We start from the raw sequence: 25,773 nt of genomic DNA, 5'->3' as shown, positions 1-25,773 counted from the left end.
CGCTTCCTGGCAGGTGCTAGCAAAGAAACCGTGCGGCTTCAAAATTAAACTAGAGGAGCATAACCATGCATTATCGCAATCCCGTCATAAGCGGCTTTCATCCGGACCCGAGCGTGTGCAGGTCGGGCGAGGACTACTATTTGGTCACGAGCTCGTTCGAATATTCACCAGGCGTGCCGTTATTCCACAGTAAGGATCTGGTCCATTGGGAGCCGATCGGCCACTGTCTGACGCGTCCGGAGCAGCTCGATCTGAGCAAGGCGTGGACGTCGGGCGGCATCTACGCGCCGACGATCCGGTTCCATGAAGGCATGTTCTATATGACGACCACGAACGTGTCGGGCGGCGGCAATTTCATCGTCTATACGGACAATCCCCGCGGCGTATGGTCGGACCCGATCTTCGTCGATCAGCCAGGCATCGATCCCGATCTCTTCTTCGGCGACGATGGGGCTGTCTACTACTCGACCTCGTGGGATCGAGATGGGCAAGGGGCCTATCAAAGCCGGATCGACTTGAGAACAGGACAGCGGCTCTCGGACATTAAGCTCATCTGGAAAGGAACGGGCGGACAGTTCCCGGAGGCGCCGCATCTGTACCGGATCGGCCAATGGTATTATCTGCTCATTGCCGAAGGCGGCACCGAGTACGGGCATATGGCGACGGTGGCAAGAAGCACGCAGCCGGACGGTCCGTTCGAGAGCTGCCCGCATAATCCGATCTTGACGCATCGCAGTCTGCAGCGTCCGATCCAAGCGACGGGGCACGGGGACTTCGTGCAGACGCCGGACGGACGGTGGTGGGCGGTCTTCCTCGGCATTCGGCCCGCGGGTTATCCGATGCGCCACCATTTGGGCCGGGAGACGTTCCTGGCGCCGGTCACGTGGACGGCGGACGGATGGCCGATCATCGGCGAAGGCGGCACGGTAGCCGACGCCATGCCGGCGGATGGTCTTGCGCTTCGCCCGCTCCCCGCGCCTGCGGTCCGGGACCACTTCGAGGCGGCGCGGCTTTCGCCGGCATGGACGTTCCTGCGCACGCCGAATCCGCCGCATTGGACGCTCGCGGAGCAAACAAGCTGCTTGACCCTTCACGGGACTCCGTCCACCTTGAACGACGGCGGCACGCCCGCGTTCGTCGGCCGCAGACAGCAGCATTTCGCCTGCCGCGCCTCCGCCCTGATGGCGTTCGATCCGCAGCATGACGGGGAAGAAGCGGGGTTGACCGTCTTCATGAATGAACGGTTCCATTACGAGATCGCGGTGACCCGGATTCGCGGCGAACGCAAAGTGGTGTTCCGAAGAAGGATCGGAAGTCTGTGGAAGGTGGAGAACGAGGCGCCGTGGAGCGAAGCTTCGATCGTGCTGACGGTGCGAGCGGATCGGGAGCAGTACGCATTCGGGTTCGCGAGCGGCGACGATCGGGAGCCTTTCTGGTTCGGCCGGGGGGAATGCGCGATGTTGGCGGCGGAGATGGCGGGAGGTTTTACGGGCGTGATCATCGCGATGTATGCCACCGGCAGCGGCTCGGCAGCGAGGACGCCCGCGCATTTCGACTGGTTCGATTATGAAGCGTTGGATTGAAGCAGCCTCGCGCATATGAAAAGGGTTAGCGACCGCATCCAAGATGCACCGCTAACCCTTGTTTGCCGTTCGAACGGAAGCGCCGGGAACAGGTGCGGATTAATGCGCCGCCTTCGGTTGATCCGCCGCCTCCTTCGCCGTGACGAAGGAGGTGACCTCGGCGCGCTTGCTTTGATAGAACAGCCAATTTAGCGCGATCGCCACGACGTAGAAGCCAATGAAGACGTAGAAGGCGGTCACGTAGGAGCCGGTGGCATTGATCGACCAGCCGAACAGCTTTGGAATGAAGAAGGAGCCGTAGGCTGCGAACGCCGCGGTGAAGCCGAGCACGGGCGCCGCTTCCTTCGCCGGGAAGATGTACGGGATCATCTGGAAGGTCGAGCCGGAGCCCGTGCCGGCCGCCAGGAACAGCACCAGGAACGAGACGAGGAAGCCCGCGAAGCTGCCCTGCTGGATGAAATAAATGACCGCGAGCGAGCCGAGTCCCATCATGAACAGCGTGATGGAGGTGACCTTGGCGCCGCCGAGCTTATCCGAGATGAATCCGCCGAAAGGACGGGCCGCCGCGGCGATGAAGGCGCCTAGGAAAGCGAGCGAGACATGGTCCGGAAACTGCGATTTCAGCAGCAGCGGGAACGCCGCCGAGAACCCGATGAAGGAACCGAACGTCGCGACGTACAGGTAAGTCATGATCCACGTGTGCTTCCGCTTGACGATGGCGAACTGGCTGGCGAACGACTGCTTCGCGCCCGGCAGATTGTCCATGCCGAAGAAGGCGATGACGGTCATGAGCACGATCGGGACGACCCAGATGAAGGCGGCGTTCTGCAGCCAGAACTGCTGCCCGTCCTTCACCAGTTGGCCATCGCCGGACAGCGCGGCGAAGGTGCCGGTTGTAATGATCAGCGGCGTGACGAATTGGACGACCGAGACGCCCATGTTGCCAAGTCCGCCGTTAATGCCGAGCGCCGTGCCCTTCTCTTTCTTCGGGAAGAAGAGCGAGATATTGGACAGCGACGAAGAGAAGTTACCGCCGCCAAGGCCACAGAGCGCGGCGAGCAGCAGCATGATGGAATATGGCGTACCCGGATCTTGGACCGCCACGCCGATCCCGATCGCAGGGATGAGCAGAAGGGCGGTCGAGATGACCGTCCAGTTGCGCCCGCCGACGATGCCGACCGCGAACGTGTACACGAACCGCATCGTCGCGCCGACCAGGCCGGGAATTGCCGCGAGCGTGAACAGCTGGCTCTCCGTGAAGGCAAAGCCGATATCGTTCAGCCGGACCGCGACCACGGACCAAATTTGCCACACGATGAACGCGAGCATGAGCGAGGGGACCGAAATCCACAAATTGCGCGTGGCGTGGCGCTTGCCTTCCCGAGCCCAAAATTCGGCGTTCTCGGGGTTCCATTGATTAATTCTTGCCATAACGAGTGCCTCCCGTCGGATGCGGGCTCGATCTTCGTCGTTCGCGGCCCGCACCGTGCTTTGATGAACCCAGTGTAGCAAGGGGCGGCGGGGTCGCACTGTAAAATAAATCACAATCGCTTGTTAAAAATAAACAACCGGGATTGGGGATTTGTCACAACGCGCGGCGGCATCGCGGGCAACGAAAGCCGGCGACCGGCTGTGATATTCGTTACAGCGGCAGTAGGTGCCAGGTGGTATGCTCGAGTCATTCAAGGGAAAGTGAAAATTTTCACGTGGCAGAGGCGTTTGACGAAATTAGGTTGTTAAATTTTCTGTAGAGGTATTTGACGAAATTAGGTTGTTAACTTCTAGTGTATGGCCGGTAATTCGCCGTGAATGGTTAAGTCGCGAACTCCAGCAAGTTCGTTCATACGCGTAGTCGTTTACGCCGCTAACTTATTTTCATAGCTGTTCATCCACCAAGCTCGTTATGATGCTAACTTCTTATTTCATCGTTGTTCATTTACCAAGGTCGCTTTCGCTGTTAGCTTCTTATTTTCATAACCAAGGTCGCCTGCATTACTAACTTCTTAACTTCGCAGCTGTTCATACGTGAAGTCGTTTACGCGGCTAACCTCTTAATTTACACAACGGTTCATTCGCATTGTGGTTCACGCTGTTAACGCCCATCGGGTTTCTACTTGAACCTATCATTCATGCTAACTATTCACATCGTTAAACGGAGGAGATTCGCCATGCTTCATCTATCGCTTACAGCCATAATTCTGCGATTCGCTCTCGGCGGGGGGGCCGTCGCTGCGGCCTCGCTCATCGCGAAGCGATCCGGCGGGGCCATCGGGGGCATCTTCGCCGCGTTCCCGGCCGTGTTCCTGGCAGCGCTGCTTACGATCCGATTCGACCATGCGGGAGAGGCGCTCGTCGCGAGGTCAATCGATTTGTCCGAAGGCGCGCTCATCGGCATGGGCATTAACGTGGCGTGCGCAGTCGCGGTGGGCGTATTGTGCGCGAGCAAAGGATGGAAGAAGGGACTATCCTTGTCTGTGCTCGGCTGGTTGATGGCGTCAATCTCGATATCGTACTTCATGTTCGCCGCTTAGGCCGCATCGCATAGAAAGAAGGGATTCCGATGAGAACAAGCGAGTTATTGCTCCGATTCATACTCGGCGGTCTGGCCGTCGTCCTTAGTTACGTCGCTTCCGTGCTGCTGCCATGGAAAGCGCTCGGCGGTATTTTCGCCGCCTTCCCGGCCGTCATGATCGTGGCTGTCTTGATGATGGGCATCAGCCAGGGTTCGGACAAGGCCGCCGCCGTCGCCAGAGGCTCCGTCTACGGGATGACGGGCTGCGCCGCCTGCGTGCTCACGGTGCTCTATGCGCTGCGGACGACGGGACTGTGGTGGTTCAGCCTTCTGCTCGGCGTAACCGTTTGGTTCCTAAGCGCGATGGCGATCTATAAGGTTCGCGGCTGGATGCAGGCCCGGGCCAAGGGATAAACGGGATGAGCGAATGGGTACAGCATGCTTCATAGGACGGGAACAATCCGGCGCCCTGCGAGTGACATTCATCACAGCGGGGCGCTTCGCGTTTGTGGTCTACTACGAACAGAAACGTTGGAAGCGGGGGGCAAGGAGAATGAATCGAGCATTTGCTTCGAGATGGGCGAGGAACGTCTTTGCGGCGGTTTGCGCGCTAGCCGTGCTAATGTATATCGGATCGCGATTTTTTACGCATCTGGACTTGGCGCTGTATGGATACATGGTGGGCACGGTGGTGTTTATCGGCGGTTTCTTCTACCGCTTCATGGCTTGGGCGGATCGGCCGCCGACCCGCATCCTGCTTCGCAAGGGGATCCGGCTGGTATTCCGAAGATCGACCCCCGCGGTGGCGGCGGATCATCTCGTCGTGCACCGGTTCATCTGGAACCGCGGGTGGTACCGCTGGCTGCAGCATATTCTGCTCGGCTGGGGATGCATCCTGTCCGCGTTCGTCACGTTCCCGCTCGTGTTCGGCTGGATGTACTTCACGATGGCGGATAACGGCTATTACACCGTCGTCGGCTTCGGCATCGATCTGATGCGGGTGCCTGCGGACGGCTGGATCGCATTCCTGTTCTACAATGCGCTCAATATTACGGCGTTCATGGTCATCGGCGGCGTCTGCATGGCGCTGTACCGGCGATTGCGCAACAAGCAGGCGCTGGCGGAGCAAAGCTTCGCGTATGATTTTCTGCCGCTGTACCTGCTGCTGTTCATCTCGGTGACGGGGCTGCTGCTAACGTTCAGCAATATTTTCCTGCACGGCTTCGGCCATCCGGTCATGTCGCTTATCCATCAATGGTCCGTCATTCTGACGCTGCTCTATCTGCCGTTCGGCAAGCTGGCGCATATTCCGATGCGGCCGCTCAGCGTACTGGCGAGGAATTACCGCGATCACTACGGACAGACGGCGCCCAAGGCGTGCAAGGTGTGCGGAACGGAATTCGTATCGGCCGAACAGTCGCGGGACGTCGTCGACGTGCTCAAGCAGAACAACCTGGAGTTCAAGACGGAGGAAGGCGCTCACTTGGCGGAATTGTGCCTGCCCTGCCGCCGCAAATACCGGATGTCCCGGTTCACGGGCATCCCGACCCATCAATTCCGCGTGAAGGAGGCGAACCAAGATGCCAAAGGATAACGGAGCCGCCAAGGCGCCCATCGCGAACAAGCATCATCCCGGCGAGAAACTCGTTGCGACCCACTGCTCCTATTGCGGCATGCAGTGCGGCATGAATCTGCGCGTCAACACGGCCACGAATACGATTATCGGCGTCGAGCCGCGCTACGATTGGCCGGTCACGCTCGGGAAGATGTGCCCGAAGGGCGTCACCGCCTACCAGCAGACGAATCACGGCGATCGTCTCATGACGCCGCTTATCCGGGACGACCGGTCGCTGCGCGGGACGAAGGAAGGGTTCCGACAAGCCTCCTGGGAGGAAGCGTACGACCTGATCGTGCGCAAGTTCAAATCGCTGCAGAGCAGCTACGGCCCGGATGCGCTATCGGTCTTCAGCGGCGTGTCCATGACGAACGAGAAATGCTACCTGACCGGCAAATTCGCGCGCGTCGGCCTGCAAACCCGGTACATCGATTATAACGGACGATTCTGCATGTCCAGCGCGGCCGCCGGCTTCATGCGCACGTTCGGCATCGATCGGGGGTCGACGCTGCCATGGACCGATTTGAACGAGACGGATTGCCTGTTTATTGCCGGCAGCAACACCGCGGAATGCCACCCGACCTCGATGTTCCGCATCTGGGAGGTGCAGAACCGGGGCGGGTATCTGATCGTCGTCGATCCGCGGGAGACCCCGATCGCCAGGCGCGCCGACCTTCACCTCGATCTGCGGCCGGGGACGGATCTCGCGCTCGCCAACTGCATGGTGAATTTGCTCCTGGCCGGGGGCTACGCCGACGAGGCATTCATCGGGGCGCATACGAACGGGATCGAGGAGCTGGCCGAGACGGTGAAGTTGTTCACCCCCGAATATACGAGCGAAATAACAGGCGTCGCGCCGGAGAAGCTGATCCGCGCGGCCGAGCTGTACGGCAAGGCGCCGAACGCGGTCGTCATGTTCGCCCGCGGCATCGAGCAGCAGCATAAAGGCTCGGACAACGTGTCCGCTTACACGAATATGTGCCTCGTGACAGGCAAGATCGGACGGCCCAAGTCCGGCGTGGCGACCTTCACGGGGCAAGGGAACGGGCAAGGCGGCAGGGAGCACGGGCAGAAAGCCGACGCGCTGCCGGGCTACCGCAAAATCACGAATCCGAAGCACGTCGAGGAGATCGCCCGCGTATGGGGCATCCGGCCGGAGGAAATGCCGGCGCCTGGCATCTCGGCCTACGAAATGTTCGAGCTCATGACGAACAAGACGATCCGGAGTCTCTACCTGCTGTGCTCGAATCCGGCCGTCTCCGCGCCGAATCTGAACGAGGTGCGGGCGGCGCTGATGAGCCTCGACTTCATGGTGTGCTCGGATATTTTCCTCTCCGAATCGGCCGAGTTCGCCGACGTCGTGCTGCCTTCCACGACCTGGAGCGAGGACGAAGGCACGGTGACGAACTTGGAGGGCCGCATCATCAAGATCAACAAGGCGCAGGAGCCGATCGGGCAGTCCAAGCCGGATTGGCTTATGCAGATCGAGCTGGCGGAGCGGCTTGGCAGAGGCGATTATTTCCGCCACTTGACCTCTGCGCGGGCGATTAACGATGAATTCCGTCTCGCTTCCAAAGGCGGCTACGCCGATTACTTCGGCGCGACCTGGGAGAAGATCGACCGGCAGCAGGGCGTGTTCTGGCCGTGCAAAGACGAGCAGGATCCCGGCACGCCGCATATGTTCCTGGACAAGACGTTCTATCATCCGGACGGCAAAGCGAAGCTGTGCGCGCTTCCGTATCGGCCGCCGGCGGAGGAACCATGCGAGCAATACCCGCTGCGCCTGACGACGGGACGGGTCGTATACCACTACTTGTCCGGCAACCAGACGCGGCGCATCCCGTTCCTGCATGCGATGTGTCCGGAGCCGTTCGTCGAGGTTCATCCGGAGACGGCGGAGCAGTACGGCATCGCGCATGAGGAGACGGTGCGGCTGCATACCCGGCGGGGCGAGGCGCGCTTCAAGGTGAAGCTGACGGAGGCGATTCGTCCGGATACCGTGTTCGTGCCTTATCACTTCGGCCATGACGACTCGGTCAATCTGCTGACGATCGCCGCGCTCGACCCGATGTCCCGCATGCCGGAGTTCAAGGCGTGCGCCGCCCAGATCGAGAAGGTCAAGGCGGTATCTCAATTCGCATCTGCCCAGACAGGAGACTCCCGATGAAGCAATATCTCTATATCGAAATGGACAATTGCGTCGGCTGCCGCAGCTGCCTGGCGGCTTGCACGCAATGCGGCGGCCACGACGAGCGCAACCGCAACTACGTGCTCGACGTGAACCCGTTCGTGGACCGGCAGACGATCCCGCTTATGTGCCTGCACTGCGTCGACCCGGCCTGCGCGCGCAGCTGCCCGGCGCAGGCGATTCAAGTGACGAAGGAAGGGGCGGTCCTCTCGGCGCTTACCGAGAAGTGCGTCGGCTGCCAGAACTGTACGATCGCTTGCCCGTACGGCATTCCGAAGTTCGATCGGGCCCAGAACCTGATGTACAAATGCGACCTCTGCTACGACCGGACCAAAGAAGGCATTCCGCCAATGTGCGCATCGGTCTGCCCGACCAATACGCTGCAGTGGCTGACCGAGGAAGAATGGAAAGCCAAGGAGCAGCGGCACGCCATCGGGCAGTGGAGCGCGAGCCGTTCCCCGGAGCCCCCGCTCGAAGGCGAGACGAACGTCAAAATCAGCCTGCCCGGCATTCTTCAAGGCATACAAAAGCTGTATTAAGGAGGCCACCAGCATGAGCGAGGACAACCATAAGAGAACGCAAGCGCCCGATGTGCCCTTGAACGAAGATAATTACACGCATAACATCCGCAAGTTCCATGAACGGAAGCTGGACCGCCGCAGCTTCCTGAAGACGATGGTCGGCGCCGCCGGCGTCTTCGCGGTCTCGACGCTGCCTTGGGGCGCGATCGCGGCGAAGCATCTGGCAGAGGGGAGCAAGCGCGAATACCCGGAACGGGTCATCGGGTCGGCTGCCGATCTGCCGGTGGGGGAGGCGCTGGAATTCGCGTATCCCGGCGAGCACGATACCGCCCTGCTGGTGCGCTTAGGCGACGGCGAATACAAGGCTTACCACAATGCCTGCACGCATCTGAAGTGCCCGGTGTTCTGGGACAAGGCGGAGGGCGACCTGCTCTGTCCTTGCCACCACGGCGTCTTCGACGTGCGGACCGGGAAGCCGAAGGCCGGACCGCCAAGAAGGCCACTGCCCGAGATCGAGCTTCAAGTGAAGCAAGGGACCGTCTACGCCACCGGGGTGAAGCGCTATGAAACGTAGTTATCGGGGCGTGATCTATCTAAGTCTCGTCCTGCTGCTGTGCATCGTGTGCACGCAGCAGGTGGTGAACGCTTTTTTCTATGAACGTTACGCGCTCACGCTCCTTTTCGCGGGGTTGAACGTGGTGCTGTTCCCTGTCGCGCTCTGGCTCTACCGGCGGGAACGGGATACGGAGTGATGAGGAGTAACGAGGGAAGGGAGGCGCGCGGATGACGTGCGAATATAACGCCGATCTTTGCTTCATCCGGCCGATCGGTTGGGGCGGCGACTTGGGGGGCGAAGCGGAGGCGCTGGCGCGTAAGCTGTTCGCCGGCGCGGCGATCGGGACCGAGACGAGCGCGGAGGAGGGGCTGGAGATCGCGATCGTCCGGGCGAACGGGCTGGCGGCATGGCGGTCGGAGGCGGAATTGATGGACTGGCTCGACGACAAGCTGCCGGAATCGTGGTGGATTTGGCTGGCGGGCATCAAGGCCGAGGTGATCCCGAAGGCGGATTACGGGCCATGCCGGCTGAAGAAACGAACGCCTGTCGAAGGACGGGCGCATGCCGAACAATGAGCGCAAAATTAAGCTTCCCGCGCGTGATTTATGTCACAGGCAAGCCGAACCGGTTTTCTTATAATGAACCCATAACCAAGAAGATTGGGATGTGATAATCATGACCGGAACGAACAACGCGCGGCGCAAGCTGGTTCTAATCGGCAATGGCATGGCCGGCGTCAATGCGCTGGAGCAGATTTTGAAGCTGACGAACGCTTTTGAGATAACCGTGTACGGCGAGGAGCCGCACCCCAACTATAACCGGATCCAGTTGTCTTACGTGCTGGAAGGCAGCAAGACGATCGACGATATTATTTTGAACAGCCGGGACTGGTACGAGGAGAACGGAATCGCGCTGCATACGGGCACAAAGGTCGTGCGGATCGATACGGCGGCGAAGCGGGTGTATACCGAGGCAGGCGACAGTGCGGACTATGACGTGCTGGTCATCGCGACCGGCTCCAAGCCGTTCGTGCTGCCGATTCCGGGTGCAAACAAGAAGGGCGTTGTCGGCTTCCGGGATATCGCGGACTGCGAAGCGATGATCGAAGCGGCCGGGCGCGTGAAACAGGCGGCGGTCATCGGCGGCGGGCTGCTCGGGCTCGAGGCGGCCAAAGGGCTCGTCCAGCTAGGCATGGAGACGACGGTCGTCCATCTGATGGATACGCTCATGGAGCGTCAATTAGACGAGACGGCGGCGGGGATGCTGAAGGCCGAACTGGAGCGCCAGGGTATCAAGTTCCGCATGGGCGCGAAGACCGTCGAAGTGCTGGGGGGCACGGAGGCGAGCGGTCTTCGGTTCGAATGCGGCGAGGAGCTGGACGCGCAGCTGGTCGTCATGTCCGCGGGCATCGTGCCGAACGCGGAATTGGCGAAGGCGAGCGGCATCGCGACCGGCCGCGGCATCCAGGTGAACGACTACATGCAGACGAGCGCGCCGGACGTGTATGCGGTGGGCGAATGCTGCGAGCATCGGGGCGTCTGCTACGGCCTGGTCGCGCCGTTGTTCGACCAAGGCGCGGTCCTCGCGAAGACGATCGCGGGCGCGAACACGGCGCCGTACGAAGGCTCGACGGTATCGACCAAGCTGAAAATCTCGGGCGTGGACGTGTTCTCCGCCGGCGAATACCTCGATGCCCCTGATCACCGGGTGCTGCGCCTTCACGACGAGTGGCGCGGCGTCTACAAGAAGGTGCTGCTTCGCGACAAGCGAATCGTCGGCGCGGTCATGTACGGCGACGTGACGGACGCTCCGCTGCTCGCCCGCCTGGTGCGGGAGGGCGGCGAGATGTCTGATGAGCTCTACGCCGAGCTGTTCGGCGGCGGCTCCGGCTGCTGCGGGGGCGGGGGCAAGAAGAGCTCGGCCGTCCAAGGCATGGCCGACGAGGAGATCGTCTGCGGCTGCAACGGCGTTACCAAGGGCGACATCGTGCGGGTCATCCGCGAGGACGGCCTGTCGACCGTCGACCAGATCAAGGTCAAGACGGGCGCGACGCGCTCGTGCGGCGGCTGCAAGCCGCTTGTCGAACAGCTGCTGCAATTCGTGCTGGGCGACGGCTATCAAGATAAGCAAGAGACCAAACACGGCATTTGCGGCTGCACGGACCATACCCGGGACGACATTGTGGCGGCCATCCGCGAGAAGCATTTGACGAGCGTGCGCGAAGTGATGGCGGTGCTGGACTGGCGGCAGCCCGAAGGCTGCTCGAAGTGCCGGCCGGCGCTGAACTACTATTTGGGCATGGCGTGGCCGCAGGAGCACGAGGATGAACGCAACTCGCGGTTCGTCAACGAACGGCTGCACGCGAACATTCAGAAAGATGGCACGTACAGCGTCATCCCGCGGATGTACGGCGGCGTCACGACCCCGGAACAGCTGCGCCAGATCGCCGATGCCGCGGATAAGTACGGCGCCAAGATGGTGAAGGTGACGGGCGGCCAGCGGATCGACCTGCTGGGCATCGCCAAGAAGGATCTCCCCGCGATATGGGAAGAGCTCGGCATGCCGTCGGGTTACGGCTACGCGAAGGCGCTGCGGACCGTCAAGACCTGCGTCGGCAATCGCTTCTGCCGCTTCGGCACGCAGGATTCGATCGGCATGGGCATTCGGCTGGAGCAGAAATTCGAGCGGCTGTGGATGCCGGCGAAGTTCAAAATGGCGGTCAACGGCTGTCCGCGCAACTGCGCCGAATCGGGTACGAAGGACCTCGGCATCGTCGGCAACGACGGCGGCTGGGAAGTGTACGTCGGCGGCAACGGCGGCATCCGGATGAAGGAAGCGGAGTTGCTGTGCAAGGTGAAGGACGACGAGGAACTTGTGGACACTTGCGGGGCGTTCATTCAGTACTACCGGGAGACCGGCAACTACGCGGAGCGCACCTCGGATTGGCTCGAGCGGATCGGCTTGGAGCAGGTGCGGAAGTTCGTCATCGAGGATGCCGACAACCGGAAGGCGCTCATCGGGCGCGTGGAGACGGCGCTCGCGAAGCTTGCCGATCCGTGGCGCGAAATCGTGGAGAGCGGCAAGCTGCAGCAGGAATACTTCCACCTGATCGAAGTGGCACGAGACTGAAAACGGATGAAGGAGGTTGGAGAACGATGAGCGTACAGACGCAACTGGTTTACAGGGCGGTGGGCCCATTGCTGTCCTTCCCCGTGGGAGCGGGGAAGGAGGTGCGGATCGGCTCGCTTGCGCTGGCGGTATTCCGCACGACGGACGGCAGCATGTATGCCCTCGAGAACCGTACGCCGCACCGCAAGGGCGGCCCGCTCGCGGAGGCGATCGTAAGCGGACACTACATTTATTGCCCGCTGCGGGATTTGAAGATCTCGCTCCGGGACGGGTTGGTGCAGGAGCCGGATACCGGTCAAGCGCGGACGTACCCGGTCAAGATCGAGGATGGTTACGTGCACATCGAGGTGCCCGCCTAAATTCGAGGAAGCGCGAAGAGGGATGCCGGGCTGTTCGGATGCATCCCCAAAACCAATCAGCTTAACCGATACGCTATGGGGGGAAGAGGATGCAAACCAAGCCCGAATTACAATTCACGCTGCACCGGCTTCGCGAGGATCACGACAAGCTTCGCGAGGCGGCTGCGCGCGCCTGCCGGATGGCCGAAGAGGTGAAGAGCTGCCCGGCTGCGGCGGAGCGCTCCAGAATCCGGCTCGTGGAACATATCGCGGAAGCGCTTGGCGCGGAGCTCGCCCGGCACGGGCAATGGGAAGGCGAAGTGCTGTTTCCGCTGCTGACCGATTTATTTCCGATGGAGAGCAATCCCGATTTGCCAACGTCGCTCTGGATGCTGGAGAAGGAGCACTGGCACGCGGATCAATGCTACCAAGCCTATCTTCACAATATGAAGGTCTACTTCGAGCTGCGGGATGAACAGCTGCTGCGGCTGGGCATGACGGAGCTGGTCCATGCATGCCGCTTGGTCCGCAGACACGTGGACTCGGAGACGGAGCTGCTCGTGCCCCTGTGCGAATCGCGGCTGAGTATGTGATTAATTTCACACCGAGAAACGCCCGATGCGGTTACACTAAAGTCATCAGAAGCGAATGCCAAGGCAAGGAGGCGTGTGACATGGTGGAAGCGATGGACGAGACATGCGGACATCTCTATGCGGAATAAAGCCACGAGCAGAATTAGAGGATCGAAGCGGAGGCGAGAGACCATGCAGATGACGACGAGCAAAGCCGCCACGCTGGAGCCGGGCAATTCGGCCCGGATCAGCGGGTTCATGGAGCTGGCGCAGCGGCTGCAGCGCGAGCATGAACAACTGAAGGACCGGTGCGGCGCGCTGTGCGAGCTCAGCCGGCGTGCAGCTTCCAGCACGAGCTTGATCGAGGCCGCTCCGCTCCTGTCCGAGCTGCGGACCCAGGCGGCGTCGCTGCTCGCGCTGCTGGAGCGCCACTCGACGTGGGAGGACGGGGAGCTGTTCCCGTTCTTCTCCCGGTACTACAAGCTGAAGATGGAGCCGACCATTATGCCCTCGCTATGGGTGCTCGAGAAGGATCACGAGCTGGCGGTCCAGTTCTTCGAATCGTTCCTGCAGAAGAGCGATGCATTGATTGGCCTGTTGAGCATGGACACGCAAGGGGCCAAGCTGACGGAGGTCAAGCAAAGCTGCGATGATCTGACGCAGGGCTGCTTGATTTTGACGAGCCATTTTGAGATGGAGGAAGAGCTGATCTATCCGATGGCGGAAGACATTCTGACGGATATGGATTATTTGTTCTCGTAAAGGAGGCTTGAAGCGATGATCACCTGCGAACAATGCAGACGGACGACTAGGGACGGCGCGGCGCCGGGGAACAGCTGGATTTGCTCGGATTGCCGTGTTGGGGATGGCCAGCCGGCTGAGGGAGAAAGGGACAATTCATGAACGAGGGTGCGTATGCCGCCCACCGGATGGCCCGCCTGTGCGATAGATCACGGCGGGCCTTTGTTGCGGGCGCAAGATGATGAACGCATAATCCGGCATTGATGGCAAAGGTTCGGGCGGGCGACGAACAACGACGGGGATGAAGAGAACCAAGATCGATTCGATCGGGCCATCCGAGGCGCGGGGTACCCGATTCTGAAGAGGCGTGCGGACGGAAGGCCAACGTCACTGATTCCGGCAGCCTCCGAAGGGGATGCGGGGCAGGCAACGATTTTTCCGACCTGTGAGCAATGTCATAGTTTACCAGTCATGAGGGCGGTAAGATGAAGCCATAGAGGAGATGCGTCTTACCGAATCCACATCTCCAAGGAGGAGAAGACCATGGCTGTTAAAGAAAGCAAGCTCGAAGCGCAGCATTCCGCGCAGGAAGAAGTGAACCGGCTGGCAGCTCGCGCAAGGCAGGCGCAGGAAGCTTATCTCGGCATGGATCAGGCACAAATCGACCGCATCGTGCAGGCAATGGCGCTCGCTGGATTGGACCAACATATGGCGCTGGCGAAGATGGCGGCGGAGGAGACGGGACGCGGCGTCTACGAGGACAAAATCACCAAGAACATTTTTGCGACGGAATACATCTATCACAGCATCAAGCATGCCAAGACGGTGGGCGTCATCGAAGAGAACGCCTTCGAGAATTACAAATTGGTCGCCGAGCCGGTCGGCATCATCGCCGGCGTCACGCCGGTCACGAACCCGACGTCCACGACGATGTTCAAGGCGCTGATCGCCGCCAAGACGCGCAATCCGATCATCTTCGCGTTCCACCCTTCCGCGCAGCAGTCCAGCGCGGCGGCGGCCCGCATCCTGCGGGATGCGGCCATCGCGGCCGGCGCGCCGGAGCATGGCGTGCAATGGATCGAGACGCCGTCGCTGGACGCGACGGGGCTGCTCATGAACCATCCGGACGTGGCGCTCGTGCTCGCGACGGGCGGCTCGGCCATGGTCAAGGCCGCGTACAGCACGGGCAAGCCGGCGCTGGGCGTCGGGCCGGGCAACGTGCCGTGCTTCATCGAGCAATCGGCCGATCTGAAGCGGGCCGTGACGGATCTCATTCTATCGAAGACGTTCGACAACGGCATGATCTGCGCCTCCGAGCAGGCGGTCATCATCGAAGAGCCGGTCTACGACCAAGTCCGCAAGCTGATGAGGGACAGCGGCTGTTATTTCCTGAATAAAGCCGAGACCGAGGCGGTATCCAAGCTCGCGATCAACAGCGACAAATGCGCCGTCAACGCGGTCATCGTCGGCCAGCCGGCCGTGAAGATCGCCGAGATGGCCGGCATTCAAGTGCCGCAAGGGACGAAGATTCTCGTCGCCGAGCTCGCGGGCGTTGGTCCTTCCTTCCCGCTGTCGGCCGAGAAGCTCAGCCCGGTGCTGGCGTGTTACAAAGTCAAGAACGCGCAGCAGGGGATCGAACGCGCGGCGGAAGTGGTCGCCTTCGGGGGCTTGGGCCACTCCTCGGTCATCCATTCGAATGACGACGCGGTCATCCAAGCGTTCGCTGCACGGCTTAAGACGGGTCGGGTCATTGTCAACTCGCCATCGACCCACGGCGCCATCGGCGATCTGTACAACACGAACCTGCCTTCGCTCACGCTGGGCTGCGGCTCCTACGGCCATAACTCGACGACGTCCAACGTCTCGGCCGTGAACTTGCTCAACATCAAGCGCGTGGCGTACCGGACGGTCAATATGCAGTGGTTCAAAATTCCGCCGAAGGTCTACTTCGAGAAAGGCGCGACGCAATATTTGGAGAAGATGCCGGACATTTCCCGCGTGCTGGTCGTGACCGACGCGATGATGGTGAAGCTCGGCTACGTCGAGAAGCTGGAATATTACCTGCGCAAACGGACGAATCCGGTCGCGATCGAAGTGTTCTCGGACGTGGAGCCAGACCCGTCGGTCGAGACCGTCGAACGCGGCACGGCGGTGATGGATGCTTTCAGACCGGACTGCATCATTGCTCTGGGTGGCGGTTCGCCGATGGACGCGGCCAAAGCGATGTGGCTGTTCTACGAATACCCGGACACGAGCTTCCATTCCTTGAAGCAGAAGTTCCTCGATATCCGCAAGCGCATCTACAAATACCCGCGGCTGGGCGAGAAGGCGAAGTTCGTTGCGATTCCGACGACCTCCGGCACCGGCTCGGAGGTGACCTCCTTCGCGGTCATCACCGACAAGAAGGACGGCCATACGAAATACCCGCTCGCCGATTACGAACTGACGCCGGACGTTGCGATCATCGATCCGGAATTCGTCTACAGCCTGCCGAAGACCGCCGTCGCCGACACTGGCATGGACGTGCTGACGCATGCGATCGAGGCCTACGTCTCGGTCATGGCGAGCGATTATACGGACGGTCTGGCGCTGCATGCAATCCGGCTCGTATTCCAGAATCTCGAGAAGTCCTATCACGAGGCAGATCCGACCGCGCGCGAGAAAATGCACAACGCTTCGACGATCGCGGGCATGGCATTCGCCAACGCGTTCCTCGGGATCAACCACAGCTTGGCGCACAAATGGGGCGGGCAGTATCATACCGCGCATGGACGTACGAACGCGATCCTGATGCCGCACGTCATCCGCTATAACGCGCAGAAGCCGACGAAATTTGCTTCGTTCCCGAAATACGGCCATTTCGTCGCCGATGAGCGTTATGCCGAGATCGCTCGCATGCTCGGCCTGCCGGCCCGCACGACGGAAGAAGGCGTGAACAGCCTGATCGAAGCCATCCGCAAGCTGAACGCGTCGCTCGGCATTCCGGAGAAATTCCAGGATCTTGGATTTGATCCGGCCGATTTCGAGGCGCGGGTCGACTACCTGGCCGACCGCGCCTTCGAGGATCAGTGCACGACCGCCAATCCGCGCATGCCGCTCGTCGCCGAGCTGGCGGATGTGTACCGCAATGCCTTCTACGGCAAGTTCTGATTCGAATGTGCCTCGTCCGGCTGCCGATCCGCAAGATCGGCAGCCTTTTGATACTGTAGGAGATTGTGATCTTAGAACCGCTTTAAAACCCACTGAAGCTTTGTCCGAAAGGACAAAAGCGTGCCCAACTCTAGCCGACCCGCCGACCGCGAACAAACGTGCCGCACGAAAAAGGGAGTCCTGAAGTTTTCCAGCGGAAAACTCACTTCGGAAGCATAAGCTGGGCGAAGTCCTATGGTTCCCCTCGGCGGAGGGGGAAGGGGGAGGAAGCAACAAGGGGGGTTGAAGCAACGGTGACGCATCTCACTGCGCGCGTATCCAGCCCATGGTGTAATGGAAGGGCAAGGCATACGCCGCCATTCGATAACGAAAGGATTGATCCCTATGCTGTCCGGCGTCATCTTGGCAGGGGGCGGGCATGCCGCCACCCATGGAGAGAACCGCGCCTTTTATGAACTGGAAGGCCAACTGCTTATTCAGAAGCAAGTCCGGGAAATGCAGGCATGCTGCAGCGACGTCACGATCGTCACCGATCAGCCGGGGGCTTTCCTTCGCGTGGTCGATCGGAGCATCCGCATCATTAGCGATTACTATCCGGGAAGCGGGCCGCTCAGCGGCATGCACGCCGGCCTCGCCCTCGCGAAGAACCGGTCTGTCTGGCTGCTCGGCTGTCATATGCCTTACCCTTCGGCGGCCGCGGCCAAGCTGCTCTGGGAGCGGCAGACGGGAGGAGCGGACGCTATTCTGCCGTGGGTGGAGGGCGGCCCTCATCCTCTTCACGGTCTATATGACCGCGACTGCGCAGACCGGCTGGAGGCCTTGCTGAGCCAAGGCAGCACGACGAAAGCCGATCTGCTGGAGACGATCTGCTGGCAGCCCTTGGAGGAGGCCGAGTTCCGGGCCCGCGGCATCGGCAGCCGGTTCGTGCGCGCGATCCAGTCGCCTGAGGACTGGATGCGTGTCTACGCTGAACAAGCCGGGTCCATGGTCAATCGCGCCTATCCCGCAAAATCGGCCGAACTGTGAGCAATGTCATAGTGAAGGGGCTGTAAAGCCGGTAATTTAGAGATATAGAACAACGGAGGTGCGTAAACGATGGCGATGAAAGAGCGGGAAGTCAGGGAAGGACTGAATCGGCAGAGAGCATGGCGGGGCTTCGGGGAAGGGAGCTGGCAGAGGCAAATCAACGTTAATTCGTTCATCGAGGCGAACCTCACGCCGTACGAAGGCGACGAGGCGTTCCTCGCCGGTCCGACGGAAGCTACCGTTTCCTTGTGGGAGCGGGTGAGCGAGCTGCTGAAGGAGGAGCGTGAGCGGGGCGGCGTCCACGATATCGACGTCGACACGGTGTCCACGATCACGTCACACGAACCGGGCTACATCAACGAGACCCAGGAGCGCATCGTCGGCCTGCAGACCGACGCGCCGCTGAAGCGGGCCGTACAGCCGTTCGGCGGCATCAAGATGGCGGCGGACGCTTGCACGGCATATGGATATAAGCTGAATCCCGAGCTCGACCGTCTCTTCACGGAAATCCGCAAGACGCACAATCAAGGGGTTTTCGACGCCTATACGACGGAAATGCGGGCCGCGCGCAAGGCAGGCATCATCACCGGCCTGCCGGACGCTTACGGTCGCGGCCGCATCATCGGCGACTACCGGCGCGTGGCGCTGTACGGCGTGGACCGGCTGATCGCGGGCAAGAAGGAGGAGCTACTCGAACTCGAAGTCGATGCGATGACCGAGGACGTCATCCGCCTCCGCGAGGAGCTGTCCGAGCAGATTCGCAGCCTTGCCGAGTTGAAGAAGATGGCCGCTTCGTACGGCTTCGACATCTCCTTGCCGGCCGTCAACGCAAGAGAAGCGGTACAATGGTTGTACTTTGCCTATCTGGCGGCCATCAAGGAGCAGAACGGCGCGGCGATGAGCCTTGGCCGGGTGTCCAGCTTCCTCGACATCTTTATCGAGCGAGACATGAAGGAGGGCACGCTGACCGAGAGCGAAGCGCAAGAGCTGGTCGACCATTTCGTCATGAAGCTGCGCATCGTCAAATTCCTGCGGACGCCAGACTACAACGAGTTGTTCAGCGGCGACCCGACCTGGGTGACCGAATCCGTCGGCGGCATGGGCATGGATGGCCGAACGCGCGTGACGCGCAACTCCTTCCGGTTCCTGCACACGCTCTATAACCTGGGACCGGCGCCGGAGCCGAACCTGACGATTCTGTGGTCGACGAAGCTGCCGGACAATTTCAAGCAGTACTGCGCGCGCGTCTCGGCGGAGACGAGCTCCATCCAGTACGAGAACGACGACCTGATGCGTCCGTACTTCGGCGACGACTACGGCATCGCCTGCTGCGTATCGGCGATGCGAATCGGCAAGCAGATGCAGTTCTTCGGCGCCCGCGCCAACTTGGCCAAAGCGCTGCTGTACGCGATCAACGGCGGCGTGGACGAGAAGCTCGGCGCGCAGATCGGGCCGAAGCTTGCGCCGATTACATCCGACGTGCTCGACTACGAGGAAGTCAAAGCCCGCTTCGACGCGGTTCAGGATTGGCTGGCGCAGCTGTACATGAACACGCTGAACGTCATTCACTACATGCACGACAAATACTGCTACGAGCGCATCGAGATGGCCTTGCACGACCGGGATATCGTCCGGACGATGGCGTGCGGCATTGCCGGCCTGTCGGTCGTCGCCGACAGCTTGAGCGCGATCCGCTACGCGAAGGTGCGCCCGGTCCGCAACGAGCAGGGCATCGCGGTCGACTTCGAGATCGAGGGCGACTATCCGATGTACGGCAACAACGACGACCGCGTCGATGCGATGGCCGTGGAGCTGGCCGAGGGCTTCATGAACCGGCTGCGCAAGCATGCGACCTACCGCGGCGCGATTCCGACAATGTCCGTGCTGACGATCACCTCCAACGTCGTCTACGGGAAGAAGACCGGCAGTACGCCGGATGGCCGCAAAGCGGGCCAGCCGTTCGCGCCGGGCGCCAACCCGATGCACGGCCGCGACCGCAAAGGCGCGCTCGCCTCGCTCGCTTCCGTGGCGAAGCTGCCGTACGCGCACAGCCTGGACGGTATCTCGAATACGTTCTCGATTATTCCGAAGGCGCTCGGCCGGGAGGACGCGGTCCGCTACAACAACCTGGCGGCGCTGCTCGACGGCTATACGACGAGCGGGGGTCACCATCTGAACGTGAACGTCTTCAACCGCGAGCAGCTGCTCGACGCCATGGAGCACCCGGAGAACTACCCGCAGCTGACCATTCGCGTCTCGGGCTATGCCGTCAATTTCATCAAACTGACGAGAGAGCAGCAGCTCGACGTCATCAGCCGCACGTTCCACGGGGAAATTTGACAGCCAGACGTGCATCAAAGAGAGGAGCGTGGCCCGCATGAAAGGCCGCATACATTCGATGGAAACCTTCGGGACGGTGGACGGCCCCGGCATCCGCTTCGTCTTGTTCATGCAGGGCTGCGCGCTGCAATGCCAATTTTGTCATAACCCCGATACATGGGATACGACCGGAGGCCGCCAGGTGACGGTAGAGGAGATTGTGGCCGAAATCGAGCCGTACCTGCCTTATTATAAGGGCTCGGGCGGCGGCATCACGGTGACGGGCGGGGAGCCGACGCTGCAAGCACCCTTCGTTGCGGAGCTGTTCAAGGCGTGCAAGGAGCGGTTCGGGCTGCACACCGCGCTGGACAGCTCGGGATTCTGCGAGACGTCCCACGCAGAGGCGCTGATGGCGCATACCGACCTCGTGCTGCTGGATCTGAAGCAGATGAACAAGAAGAAGCACGAATGGTTGACCTCCCAGCCGAACGACCGCATTCTGAAATTCGCGCGATGGCTGTCTTCGATCGGCAAGCCGGCGTGGATCCGGCACGTGCTCATCCCGGGCGTCACGGATAACGCGGAAGATTTGAACGCCTTGGGCGAATTCATCTCGCTGCTCACCAACGTCGAGAAGCTCGAACTGCTGCCTTACCATCGGATGGGCGTCTACAAGTGGCAGGCACTGGGCCGGACTTATCCGCTCGAAGGCGTGCCGACTCCGACGGAACGGGATATTAGGCGGGCTCGTGAAGTCATCGACAGAGCCATGAAGCATATCGTGCTGTAACGAGGTTACGAGCACGCGAAGAAGGCGCACCCGCGCCTTTTTTGGCGTCGGTTCGCCCGGTCGCTTGCCGATGCCGTCAGGGTTTTCCCTCCGGCATTCGAGGCGGAGCGTGCAGGGAAGGGAGTATTCCCCGACCGCCGCCTGTGATTTTCCTCATAGGCAGCATAGGGGAATTCCGCCGCAAAGATCAGTGGAGCCCCCGATGTTCGGCATTGGCCGCGGCGCGTTATGATGGAGGTAACAAGGAAGCCCGTCGCGGGCGGAAGAAGGGGACGGATGAAATGGGGATGACGGTTGGGCGCGCGGAGGGACTGGAACCGGTATTGTCGAACGAGAGCTTTGAACTGCTCAAGAGCATCATGTACGTCAAGAATGCCGAGAAAGGCAGCAGCCTGTTCTGGGAGGGCGATAAGGCGGATAAGTTGTTCTTCATCTTCAGCGGGCGGGTCCGGACGATCAAATCGTCGGACAGCGGGCGGACGCTCACGTTGTATCTGCATCAGAAGGGCGATCTGGTCGGTCAAATGGATCCGTTCCACGATTCGCTGCACGGCTTCGGCGCGGAGGTGACCGAGGATGCGAAGGTCGGCGTCATCCAGCGCAAGGACCTGGAGGTGCTGTTGTGGCAGCACGGCGATCTGGCGGTGGAGTTCATGAAGTGGATGGGGCTGATGCACCGGCTGACGCAGACCAAATTCCGCGACCTGATGATGTTCGGCAAGACCGGCGCGCTCTGCTCGCTGCTCATCCGGCTTAGCAATTCCTACGGCAAAGACAGGGACGGCGGCATCTTCATCGACCTGAAGATCAACAACACCGAGATGGCCGACATGATCGGCGCGACACGGGAGAGCGTCAACCGGATGCTGAGCGACCTGAAGAAGGAGGGCGCGATCCAATACGCCGACGGCCACTTCATGATCAAGGATCTTCATTACTTGCGGGATGTCTGCCACTGCGAGAATTGTCCGAAAGAAATTTGTCGGATGTAGCCGATTGGTTTGCGTTCCCAATCGCGAGATTGGGAATGCAGCATTCGGCGATCCTGTAGCCGATTGGTTTGCGTTCCCAATCGTGAGATTGGGAATGCAGCATTCGGCGATCGTGTAGCCGATTGGTTTGCGTTCCCAATCGTGAGATAGGGAATGCAGCATTCGGCGATCGTGTAGCCGATTGGTTTGCGTTCCCAATCGTGAGATAGGGAATGCAGCATTCGGCGATCCTGTAGCCGATTGGTTTGCGTTCCCAATCGTGAGATAGGGAATGCAGCATTTGGCGATCCTGTAGCCGATTGGTTTGCGTTCCCAATCGTGAGATAGGGAATGCAGCATTCGGCGATCGTGTAGCCGATTGGTTTGCGTTCCCAATCGCGAGATTGCAGCCCCTGGTAAGTGAGCAATTTCACAGCTCCACCCCGGAAGCGGGCGTATACTCGGCTCCATAGAGAGCGGAGGGATGGAGATGGGCTATACGAAACCGGAACGACTGGCGGAGCTTGCAATCCTTACAGGAGTGAAGAAGGCAGCCTTGCCGCTGCGGTCCCAAGCGCTGCTCGGCTTTGCGGCCGGGGCTTACATCGCGCTCGGGTATGCGCTGGCAATCAAGGCGAGCGCCGCCGTGCCCGAATCGTGGGGCGGCATGAACGGCTTGATCGGCGCGGCGGTGTTTCCGCTAGGGCTCATGCTATGCCTGGCGGCCGGCGGCGAATTGCTTACGGGCAACATGATGGCGGTCCCGTTCGCCGCCTATGCGGGCCGGGTCTCCTGGCGGGGATGGATGGCCAACTGGAGTGTGATCACTGTCGGCAACTTCGCGGGCGCGTTGTTCGTCGCCTACGTCTTCGGCCATCTAGGAGGGCTGACGGAGCACGGCGCCGCGCTGGCGAGAACCGCGGTGCTCGCCGCAAGCAAGCTGGAGGAGCCCTTTGGCGTCGCGTTCCTGTCGGGAATCGGCTGCAATTGGCTCGTCAGCTTGGCGGTATGGATGGCTGGCGGTTCGAAGGACGGCGCGGGCTTCGCCGCCGCGGTCTGGTTCCCCACGATGGCATTCGTGGCGCTCGGCTTCCAGCACGTCGTGGCCAACATGTTCCTCATCCCGGCGGCGATCTTCGCCGGCCAGGCGGACTGGCTGGATTGGCTGCGCAACTTCGTGCCCGTATATCTCGGCAATGCGGCAGGCGGCGCGATCTTTGTCGGCGGACTGTACGGAGCCGTCTATCTTCGACGGTTGTGAGCGGGGCGCGTGCCGGTCGCGATGGGATCGAGGCCAGAGGTCGCATGCGGCGCTGCAGGGAGGGACGGCCTCCAAGCGGCGCCGCTTTGTACTGTAGGGGCATTCCCTTATGGGGGAATAGGGGCGTTCCCTTACATACATGCCAACGCCGGCATTCTACAATAAGAGGAAGGCGAACTTGGGTCAACCGTAGAAAGAAAGGTGAAGAACCATTGAATGGACTACGACTTCAAGAGCGGTTGTCGCTTGCGCTTGCGCGGCTGTGCCGCAGCAGCGGGAGCGATTTTGCCGCATTGGCGCTGCCGGCGGCCGATTATCGCCTTATGCGCTGGAATATCGTGTTGGGCGGCCGCAATGCGAAAGTCGCGCAGTTGAAGATCAAGCCGGGCGTCGGCATTGGCGGTATGGTGCTGCGGCATGGAACGGTATACACTGTTAACGAGATCGAAAACGCGGAATTGTTGACCGAATGTCCGGTTATGCTGGCGGAGCGGCTGACGGCGGGAATCGCATATCCCGTGCAGGCGGAGCCAGGCGGCTATAGCGGCATTCTCCTTTTGGGCAGAAGAGGCAGGCAGGCGTACGAGAAGAAGGAGCTTCCATGGGCGGAGGCGCCGCTGCGGCTGTCCGAGCTGACGGGCGACAAGGCCGATGGTGGCGAGGCATATACCGCACCGGTCGATGCTAAGGAGTGAAGAATCGAAAATGATAAAAATCTTGATCGTGGACGACCACGCCATGGTGCGCTCCGGCATGCGGTTACTGCTGGACGGCAAGGCGGATATCGAGGTCGTCGGAGAAGCGTCCGAAGGCGACGAGGGCATTCGCGAGGCGGAGGCGCTGCGTCCGGATGTCGTCTTGATGGACTTAAGCATGCCGCACGGCAAGGATGGGCTGACGGCTGCCGCGGAGCTGAAGGAACGCATGCCGGACGTTGCCGTGCTCATCTTGACCATGCATGACGACGACGAATATTTGTTCCGGGCGATCCATGCAGGCGCCGCGGGCTACGTGCTCAAGAGCGCGCCGCACGAGGAGCTGCTCACGGCAATCCGATCCGTCGCCAAGGGCGACGCCTACCTGTACCCGACGGCCACGAAACGGCTCATGCACGAATACGTGGAGCGGATGAAGCGGGGCGAGAGCGCGGATGTGTTCGATACATTGTCGGAGCGGGAGAAGGAAGTGCTGACGCTGGCGGCCCAAGGGTATGCGAATAAGGAAATCGCCGAGCAGCTGACGATCAGCGTCAAGACGGTCGAGACGCACAAGAGCAACGTGATGGAGAAGCTCGGGCTGAAGACGCGGCCGGAACTGATCAAATTCGCGATGAAAAAGGGGCTGCTCCGCTTTGACTAATGAAGCTCGTTATCCCGAACGCGACGTCATTGCCGAGCATGTCGAGACGCTGCTCGCCCAATTGGACGGCCAGCTGGAAGATAGCCCTTTCCGCTCGGAGCTCAGACAATCGTTGAAGCAGCTGGCCGACGTGAAATTCGCGCTGGACGCTTCCTCGATCGTCGCGGTCACGGACCATAAAGGGAAAATTCAATACGTTAACGATAAATTTTGCGAAATATCCAAATACCCGCGCCATGAGCTGCTGGGACAGGATCATCGCATCGTCAATTCCGGCTACCACGACAAGGCGTTCATGCGCGAGCTATGGGCCACGATTCAAGCAGGCCAAGTGTGGTCCGGGGATATCCGTAACCGGGCGAAGGACGGGTCCTATTATTGGGTGAATACGACGATCGTGCCGTTCGTGGGGGAAGACGGAGAGCCGTATCAGTACTTGGCCATCCGCAACGAGGTCACCCGGCTGAAGAAGGTCGAGGAGGAGCTGCAGGAGTCGCTCGCCAAGGCGATGACGATCCAGGAGGACGAGCGGCGCAAATTCTCCCGCGAGCTGCACGATGGCATCGGACAAAGCCTCTTCTCGCTCTTGATCGGGCTCGACCGGGTCATCTCCGCCGAGACGCCGGAGAAGCGCGAGCTCGGGGCGATCCGTAATCAGGTGGCGGGCATCATCGAAGAGGTGCGAGGGCTGGCCTGGGAATTACGGCCTTCGGTGCTGGACGATCTGGGCATCGCGCCGGCGCTGCGTACGTATATCGACAATTATGCTGCCCATTATGGCATCAAGGTGGCGTTCGCCTGCGACTTGCGCGGACGGTTCGATATCGGCGTGGAAACGGTCATTTACCGGGTCGTGCAGGAAGCGCTGACGAATATCGCCAAGCATGCCGACGTCGCCGAAGCCGAGGTGGTCATATCAGCAAGGTCGGAGGAGATCGTAACCCTCATTGCCGATCAGGGCTGCGGCTTCGATCCCGAGGCGGGAAGCAAGGGCGTCGGGAGGTTCAGCATGGCCGAGCGGGCCCGGATCGCGGGCGGCAGCCTCGATATCTCGTCCGCGTCCGGACGAGGCACGACCGTCACGCTCACGCTTCCGAATTTGCGATCGCAAGCGTGATTTTACGCACATCCCGCCGGATCGG

General features: G+C 60.9%; 23 protein-coding genes. 22 read left to right on the top strand and 1 reads right to left on the bottom strand.

All coding sequences use genetic code 11. The annotated features are described in order from the left end of the window. Positions 1-65: 65 nt before the first annotated feature. Positions 66-1,583 (top strand): glycoside hydrolase family 43 protein, encoded by a 1,518-nt coding sequence (locus ACFFSY_RS02850; protein WP_377489580.1) that lies wholly within the window; start codon positions 66-68, stop codon positions 1,581-1,583. Between the two features lie 99 nt (positions 1,584-1,682). On the opposite strand, the gene ACFFSY_RS02845 is transcribed toward ACFFSY_RS02850, so the two are convergent. Further along, positions 1,683-3,014, bottom strand: coding sequence for a NarK family nitrate/nitrite MFS transporter (locus tag ACFFSY_RS02845; protein ID WP_377489577.1), 1,332 nt, complete (start codon positions 3,012-3,014; stop codon positions 1,683-1,685). Between the two features lie 737 nt (positions 3,015-3,751). Here ACFFSY_RS02845 and ACFFSY_RS02840 point away from each other — a divergent pair. From ACFFSY_RS02840 to ACFFSY_RS02740, 21 genes are all read left to right on the top strand, one after another. Beyond that, positions 3,752-4,114 carry a DUF3147 family protein gene (locus ACFFSY_RS02840; protein WP_377489574.1) on the top strand — a complete coding sequence of 121 codons (363 nt, stop codon included), beginning with the start codon at positions 3,752-3,754 and terminating at the stop codon, positions 4,112-4,114. Positions 4,115-4,143: 29 nt separating this feature from the next. Then, positions 4,144-4,509: a DUF3147 family protein gene (locus ACFFSY_RS02835; RefSeq protein WP_377489571.1), complete on the top strand. Its 366-nt coding sequence runs from the start codon at positions 4,144-4,146 to the stop codon at positions 4,507-4,509. A 139-nt stretch (positions 4,510-4,648) separates the two neighbouring features. Then, a complete protein-coding gene (locus ACFFSY_RS02830; protein WP_377489568.1) occupies positions 4,649-5,689 on the top strand; it encodes a hypothetical protein in 1,041 nt (346 codons plus the stop codon). Further along, positions 5,676-7,877 carry a molybdopterin oxidoreductase family protein gene (locus tag ACFFSY_RS02825; protein WP_377489565.1) on the top strand — a complete coding sequence of 734 codons (2,202 nt, stop codon included), beginning with the start codon at positions 5,676-5,678 and terminating at the stop codon, positions 7,875-7,877. Before ACFFSY_RS02830 ends, ACFFSY_RS02825 begins: the two co-directional genes overlap by 14 nt. Continuing rightward, a complete protein-coding gene (locus ACFFSY_RS02820; RefSeq protein ID WP_377489562.1) occupies positions 7,874-8,437 on the top strand; it encodes a 4Fe-4S dicluster domain-containing protein in 564 nt (187 codons plus the stop codon). Before ACFFSY_RS02825 ends, ACFFSY_RS02820 begins: the two co-directional genes overlap by 4 nt. A 13-nt stretch (positions 8,438-8,450) precedes the next feature. Beyond that, entirely contained in the window at positions 8,451-8,993 is a 543-nt protein-coding gene (locus tag ACFFSY_RS02815) for a Rieske (2Fe-2S) protein (protein WP_377489559.1), read from the top strand. After that, positions 8,983-9,171, top strand: coding sequence for a hypothetical protein (locus ACFFSY_RS02810; protein WP_377489556.1), 189 nt, complete (start codon positions 8,983-8,985; stop codon positions 9,169-9,171). The genes ACFFSY_RS02815 and ACFFSY_RS02810 overlap by 11 nt, the downstream gene beginning before the upstream one ends. 31 nt (positions 9,172-9,202) lie before the next feature. Then, positions 9,203-9,550: a hypothetical protein gene (locus ACFFSY_RS02805; RefSeq protein ID WP_377489553.1), complete on the top strand. Its 348-nt coding sequence runs from the start codon at positions 9,203-9,205 to the stop codon at positions 9,548-9,550. Positions 9,551-9,650: 100 nt separating this feature from the next. Continuing rightward, on the top strand, positions 9,651-12,104 hold the full coding sequence (nirB, locus tag ACFFSY_RS02800) for a nitrite reductase large subunit NirB (RefSeq protein ID WP_377489550.1): 2,454 nt from the start codon (positions 9,651-9,653) through the stop codon (positions 12,102-12,104). 26 nt (positions 12,105-12,130) lie between these two features. Continuing rightward, positions 12,131-12,463 carry a nitrite reductase small subunit NirD gene (nirD, locus tag ACFFSY_RS02795; RefSeq protein ID WP_377489547.1) on the top strand — a complete coding sequence of 111 codons (333 nt, stop codon included), beginning with the start codon at positions 12,131-12,133 and terminating at the stop codon, positions 12,461-12,463. 89 nt (positions 12,464-12,552) lie between these two features. Next, positions 12,553-13,035, top strand: coding sequence for a hemerythrin domain-containing protein (locus tag ACFFSY_RS02790; protein ID WP_377489544.1), 483 nt, complete (start codon positions 12,553-12,555; stop codon positions 13,033-13,035). Positions 13,036-13,206: 171 nt separating this feature from the next. Then, positions 13,207-13,776 carry a hemerythrin domain-containing protein gene (locus tag ACFFSY_RS02785; protein WP_377489541.1) on the top strand — a complete coding sequence of 190 codons (570 nt, stop codon included), beginning with the start codon at positions 13,207-13,209 and terminating at the stop codon, positions 13,774-13,776. 522 nt (positions 13,777-14,298) lie between these two features. Beyond that, positions 14,299-16,905, top strand: coding sequence for a bifunctional acetaldehyde-CoA/alcohol dehydrogenase (gene adhE, locus ACFFSY_RS02780; RefSeq protein ID WP_377489538.1), 2,607 nt, complete (start codon positions 14,299-14,301; stop codon positions 16,903-16,905). A gap of 384 nt (positions 16,906-17,289) precedes the next feature. Further along, positions 17,290-17,931, top strand: coding sequence for a molybdenum cofactor guanylyltransferase (mobA, locus tag ACFFSY_RS02775; protein WP_377489535.1), 642 nt, complete (start codon positions 17,290-17,292; stop codon positions 17,929-17,931). Positions 17,932-18,000: 69 nt separating this feature from the next. Beyond that, the gene (gene pflB, locus ACFFSY_RS02770) at positions 18,001-20,271 is read left to right on the top strand and encodes a formate C-acetyltransferase (RefSeq protein WP_377489532.1); all 2,271 of its coding nucleotides are present in this window, start codon (positions 18,001-18,003) and stop codon (positions 20,269-20,271) included. A 37-nt stretch (positions 20,272-20,308) separates the two neighbouring features. After that, positions 20,309-21,040, top strand: coding sequence for a pyruvate formate-lyase-activating protein (pflA, locus tag ACFFSY_RS02765; RefSeq protein ID WP_377489529.1), 732 nt, complete (start codon positions 20,309-20,311; stop codon positions 21,038-21,040). A 281-nt stretch (positions 21,041-21,321) separates the two neighbouring features. Then, positions 21,322-22,032, top strand: coding sequence for a Crp/Fnr family transcriptional regulator (locus tag ACFFSY_RS02760; protein ID WP_377489527.1), 711 nt, complete (start codon positions 21,322-21,324; stop codon positions 22,030-22,032). A 469-nt stretch (positions 22,033-22,501) separates the two neighbouring features. Then, positions 22,502-23,272, top strand: coding sequence for a formate/nitrite transporter family protein (locus ACFFSY_RS02755; protein ID WP_377489524.1), 771 nt, complete (start codon positions 22,502-22,504; stop codon positions 23,270-23,272). Between the two features lie 212 nt (positions 23,273-23,484). Next, positions 23,485-23,967 carry a hypothetical protein gene (locus tag ACFFSY_RS02750; RefSeq protein ID WP_377489521.1) on the top strand — a complete coding sequence of 161 codons (483 nt, stop codon included), beginning with the start codon at positions 23,485-23,487 and terminating at the stop codon, positions 23,965-23,967. Between the two features lie 10 nt (positions 23,968-23,977). After that, positions 23,978-24,631, top strand: coding sequence for a response regulator (locus tag ACFFSY_RS02745; RefSeq protein ID WP_377489518.1), 654 nt, complete (start codon positions 23,978-23,980; stop codon positions 24,629-24,631). Beyond that, positions 24,624-25,748: a PAS domain-containing sensor histidine kinase gene (locus ACFFSY_RS02740; RefSeq protein WP_377489515.1), complete on the top strand. Its 1,125-nt coding sequence runs from the start codon at positions 24,624-24,626 to the stop codon at positions 25,746-25,748. The genes ACFFSY_RS02745 and ACFFSY_RS02740 overlap by 8 nt, the downstream gene beginning before the upstream one ends. Positions 25,749-25,773: the final 25 nt, after the last annotated feature.

It is taken from the genome of Paenibacillus aurantiacus (assembly GCF_042431225.1).
In the GTDB taxonomy this organism is placed as follows: domain Bacteria; phylum Bacillota; class Bacilli; order Paenibacillales; family Paenibacillaceae; genus Paenibacillus_Z; species Paenibacillus_Z aurantiacus.
This window is presented reverse-complemented; position numbering and strand designations above follow the sequence as displayed.